Annotated in this window: 3 protein-coding genes and 1 pseudogene; 1 reads left to right on the plus strand and 3 read right to left on the minus strand. The window is 67.9% G+C overall.

Annotated elements, in window-relative coordinates:
* The 3 genes and pseudogenes from E3O67_RS12565 to E3O67_RS12575 form a co-directional block, all read right to left on the minus strand.
* A partial coding sequence (locus E3O67_RS12565) for a 1-acyl-sn-glycerol-3-phosphate acyltransferase (protein WP_135102843.1) occupies positions 1-749 on the minus strand: 749 nt, incomplete at its 3' end.
* 86 nt (positions 750-835) lie between these two features.
* Positions 836-1,456 (minus strand): annotated as a pseudogene (locus E3O67_RS12570) (HNH endonuclease signature motif containing protein); the annotation flags it as partial.
* 18 nt (positions 1,457-1,474) lie between these two features.
* Positions 1,475-1,948, minus strand: a complete 474-nt coding sequence (locus E3O67_RS12575; RefSeq protein WP_134432292.1) for a hypothetical protein — start codon at positions 1,946-1,948, stop codon at positions 1,475-1,477.
* 248 nt (positions 1,949-2,196) lie between these two features.
* Here E3O67_RS12575 and E3O67_RS12580 point away from each other — a divergent pair, with 248 nt between their 5' ends.
* Positions 2,197-4,596, plus strand: coding sequence for an excinuclease ABC subunit UvrA (locus tag E3O67_RS12580; protein WP_174776834.1), 2,400 nt, complete (start codon positions 2,197-2,199; stop codon positions 4,594-4,596).
* The last annotated feature ends 174 nt before the right edge of the window (positions 4,597-4,770 follow it).

Genomic DNA, 4,770 nt, shown 5'->3' on the forward strand with positions numbered 1-4,770 from the left:
CGGAGGCGGCGCCGCTCTGCCTCGGCCACGGCGGCCTCCTCCGGCGTGGGCGCGGTGCCGCCGAGATGCCGCGGCTGCCACCACTGGCCGGCGCCGTCCACCGGGTAGGCCTTCTGCAACCCGTCGACGAGACCCTGCAGGGTCTCGTGGAGAGCCAGCGTCATCGACTGCGCATCCTCCCCCGCGGAGACCGCGAACGGCAGGCCAACGGCGAAGCGGATGGGCACGCCGAACACCTCCCGCAGGGCCGGCTTGTGGTTCTTGGTGAGCACCCGATGCCCGCCCCAGACCGCGATCGGGATCACGGGGACGCCCGCCTCGGCCGCCATCCGGATGGCCCCCGATTTCAACTCGCGCACGGTGAAGGACGCGTTCACGCCGCCCTCAGGGAACACGCCGAGAAGTTCGCCCGCACGCAGCGCCGTCACGGCCTGGCCGTACGCCTCCGCCCCGGCCTTCATATCGACCGAGATGTGTCGCATGCCCCGCAGGAGCACGCCCACGAGCTTCTGGTCGAACGCGCCCTTCTTGGCCATGAAACGGATGTGACGGCGGTTCTTGTGCCACAGCATCCACTCGACCAGGGCGAAGTCCATGTAGCCGAAGTGGGTGATCGCCAGCACCGCTCCCCCGGTGTCCGGCAGGTTCTTCAGGCCGGTCACGGATGGCTTCAGGCGCAGCAGGCCGAACACGGCCCGCCCGGCCAGAATCGCCGTGGTGTACAGAGGTTCCCGGGTGCCTGTGCTCATGTTTCAAGGCTACGACCTGCGTGGGGGTTCGCGGCGACATTGGTCGAGCCTGTCGAGCCTGGTCGAGACCAGAGACCCGACTCCTATCAGTCGTGCCGGGTGACGTTCTTGCGTTCGACGGCGTCGGTCATGCGGGTGCGGGACTTCGTCACGTTGCGCCACTTGCGCGCCCCGGTTTCCAGCCAGGGTGGTGCCTTGATCTGCACGGCGCCGCGGATCATGCGGATGGCCCAGCCGGAGGCGGCGAGCATGCGGTGGTGGAACCAGCAGAGGCAGACGCCGTTGTGGGTGTGGGTCGGTCCGCCCTCTGCGTGTGGGATGACGTGGTGGATCTCGCTCATTCCGGCCGGGATTGTGCAGCCGGGGATGATGCAGGTGCCGTCGCGGAGTCGGGTCGCTCGGCGTTGCGCGGGGGTGAAGCAGCGTTCGGGTGAGCCGAGGGCGATGATGCGTCCCTCGTCGTTGATGACGATTTTTTGTTGGCCGCCGGTGCTGATCAGGTCCGTGACGGCGTTGATCGTGATCGTTGCTTCGACTCCGTCGATCCAGCCGACGCCGTGGCCCTGACCGAAGTTCGCGTTCAGGTCTTGTTCTCGGACGCTGACGAGGACCGTGGCGGGGGCGCCGCCGATGGTCGGGGATTCGCCCGCGCGGGAGGGGACGTCGAGGATCACGGCGAGCCAGGTCAGTGCACCGCAGCGTCGGCGTCGGCGTCGGCGTCGGCGTCAAAGCGGACAGGATCGCATCGGCCGTGTCGACGCCCCGGTGGCCAGAGCGATCGCCGTGGCCGGGAACGTGGGCGGCAGAGGTTCGCCGGCCAGGGACCGCCCGGTGCGCAGCTGCCGGCCCAGCCGCATCCGCCGGTTCGCGGTCGGCCCAGACACCAGGGTGACCCGCTCCAAAAGCTCCCCCGGAGTGCGGCCGCCGCGCTTCGCGGAGAGGCGGCCGGTGCCGAGCTCGGGCCGGGACCGGTCGGCGACCTCCGCCGCCGTAGCCACCCGCAACGCGTCGACCTGCCGGCCGAGAACCTCCACCGCCGTGGCCACCCGCAGCAGACCGTCGTCGAAGCGGCGCACGGCCGAATACCGCAGTGATTCCCCGAGCCCCGCCGCGAGGGCCCGCAGCTCCGCGACCGCGCACGCCGCCGCGGACGGGCCGGGCGCGGCATCCGCTGCGGGTGTTTCCGGGAGGCTGGTCATATGACGAGTATGGCCTAAATAGAACGTGAAAGCGGGGGTCTGTCAGGTATTGAAGTCTAAAAATTCGAATGTAATTTTGGTCGGCCGAGCGCGCTTGCGCCCTGACGGGACTGAACTGACACTGCATACAGGCACGACCTGGTCGCCGGCCGAGCCGCTTGCCCTGGGTGCCCTCGAAGCTGGTTTACTCGTACCAGGCGATGATCCGGGAGAGCACGTGAAAACCTCGGCCGCCAGAGGGAGACACCATGAGCACTGACCTGAGCAGGGCAACCGGCGCGGGCACGCCCGCGCAGCACTTTGCCGACAGCCACGATCGGATCCGGGTGCAGGGTGCGCGGGTTAACAATCTCAAAGATGTCAGCCTCGATATCCCCAAGCGGCGGCTGACCGTGTTCACCGGGGTCTCCGGCTCAGGCAAGAGTTCACTGGTCTTCGGCACGATCGCCGCGGAATCCCAGCGACTGATCAACGAGACCTACAGCGCCTTCGTGCAGGGTTTCATGCCCACGCTCGCGCGGCCCGAGGTCGACGTGTTGGACGGGCTGACCACAGCCATCATCGTCGACCAGGAGCGGATGGGCGCCAACTCCCGTTCCACGGTCGGCACCGCCACCGACGCCAACGCGCTGCTGCGCATCCTCTTCAGCCGGCTCGGGCAGCCGCACATCGGATCGCCCCAGGCGTTTTCGTTCAACGTGGCCTCGATCAGCGGCGCCGGGGCGGTCACGCTCGAGCGGGCCGGGAAGACCGTTAAGGAACGGCGCAGCTTCAGCATCACCGGGGGCATGTGTCCGCGCTGCGAGGGCATGGGCACCGTCAACGATATCGACCGCTCCGCGCTCTACGACGACTCCAAGTCGCTCAACGAGGGTGCCCTCACCATCCCCGGGTACACGATGGAGGGCTGGTACGGCCGCATCTTCCGCGGCTGCGGCTGGTTCGACCCGGACAAGCCCATCGGCCGGTACAGCAAGCAGGAACTCGACGACCTGCTCTACAAGGAGCCGACCAAGATCAAGGTCGAGGGAATCAACCTGACCTACCTCGGCCTCATCCCGCAAATTCAGAAGTCGTTCCTGTCGAAGGATGTCGCCGCCCTGCAGCCGCACATCCGCGCCTTCGTGGAGCGCGCGGTCGCCTTCGCACCCTGTCCCGAGTGCGAAGGCACCCGCCTCAGCGAAGCCGCGCGCTCGTCGAAGATCTCGGGGGTCAGCATCGCCGACGCCTGCTCCCAGCAGATCAGTGATCTGGCGGCGTGGGTTCGCGGGCTCGACGAACCGTCGGTGGCCCCGCTGACGCGGGCGCTCCGCCAGATCCTCGACTCGTTCGTGGAGATCGGGCTCGGTTACCTCTCGCTCGACCGGCCGGCCGGCACCCTGTCCGGCGGCGAGGCCCAGCGCACCAAGATGATCCGGCACCTGGGATCCTCCCTCACCGACGTGACCTATGTTTTCGACGAGCCCACCATCGGACTGCATCCCCATGACATCGAGCGGATGAACACGCTGTTGCTGCAATTGCGAGACAAGGGCAACACCGTGCTCGTCGTGGAGCACAAACCGGAGGCGATCGTGATCGCCGACCACGTCGTGGACCTCGGCCCCGGAGCCGGCACGGCGGGCGGCACGGTCTGCTTCGAGGGCACCGTCGAAGCGTTACGCACCAGCGGCACCCTCACCGGCCGCCACTTCGACTATCGCGCAGCGCTCAAGCCCTCGGTGCGCACGCCCACGGGAACGCTCATGATTCGCGGCGCGACCAAGAACAACCTCCAAGAGGTGGACGTGGACATCCCGCTGGGAGTGCTGGTGGTGCTGACCGGCGTCGCGGGATCCGGCAAGAGCTCGCTCGTACACGGCTCGATCCCCGCCGGCGCAGGCGTGGTGTCGATCGATCAGGCCGGCATCCGCGGTTCCCGACGAAGCAACCCGGCGACCTACACCGGAATGCTCGAACCGATCCGCAAGGCCTTCGCGAAAGCTAACGGCGTCAAGCCGGCGCTGTTCAGCTCCAACTCCGAGGGCGCCTGCCCCAACTGCAACGGCGCCGGCGTCGTCTACACCGACTTGGCGATGATGGCGGGCGTCGCAACCACCTGCGAGGTGTGCGAGGGCAAGCGGTTCGAGGCATCCGTGCTGGAATACCGCCTCGGCGGCCGCGATATCAGCGAGGTCCTCGCGATGTCGGTAATCGAGGCCGGGGAATTCTTCGGCACCGGCGAGGCCCGATCGCCGGCCGCCCACGCCATCCTGGTGGGGCTCGCCGACGTCGGGCTCGGCTACCTCAGCCTCGGTCAGCCGCTCACGACGCTCTCCGGAGGCGAGCGCCAGCGTCTCAAGCTCGCCACCCACCTGGCCGAGAAGGGTGGCGTCTACGTGCTCGACGAGCCGACCACCGGACTCCACCTCGCCGACGTCGAGCAGCTCCTCGGCCTGCTCGACCGGCTCGTGGACTCCGGCAAGTCAGTCATCGTCGTCGAGCACCACCAGGCGGTGATGGCTCATGCCGACTGGATCATCGACCTTGGCCCCGGTGCCGGCCACGACGGCGGCCGGATCGTCTTCGAGGGCTCGCCGGCCGACCTCATCGCCGCCCGCTCCACCCTCACCGGCCAGCACCTCGCGGCCTACGTCGGCCACCCCTGACCCCGGCACGTCACACCCGAACCAATTCGACGGAGATTTTCGCTGTATCGCCCTGAAACGCGGCCAAACCCTCTGCGTCAAGCTGCTTGTGAGTCACTTCACAAGCAGTAGGAGGCAAGGGAATGTCGATCAGCCCGGGGTTCAACGCGGCGGAGATCCGCGAGTTCGTCCATG

It is taken from the genome of Cryobacterium sp. TMT3-29-2, assembly GCF_004564305.1.
Classification (GTDB): Bacteria; Actinomycetota; Actinomycetes; order Actinomycetales; family Microbacteriaceae; genus Cryobacterium; species Cryobacterium sinapicolor.

Bases quoted from the DNA above. Each gene is read 5' to 3' on its own strand.
- E3O67_RS12580 (WP_174776834.1), top strand. From the start codon at position 2,197: ATGAGCACTGACCTGAGCAGGGCAACCGGCGCGGGCACGCCCGCGCAG.
- E3O67_RS12575 (WP_134432292.1), bottom strand. From the start codon at position 1,948: ATGACCAGCCTCCCGGAAACACCCGCAGCGGATGCCGCGCCCGGCCCG.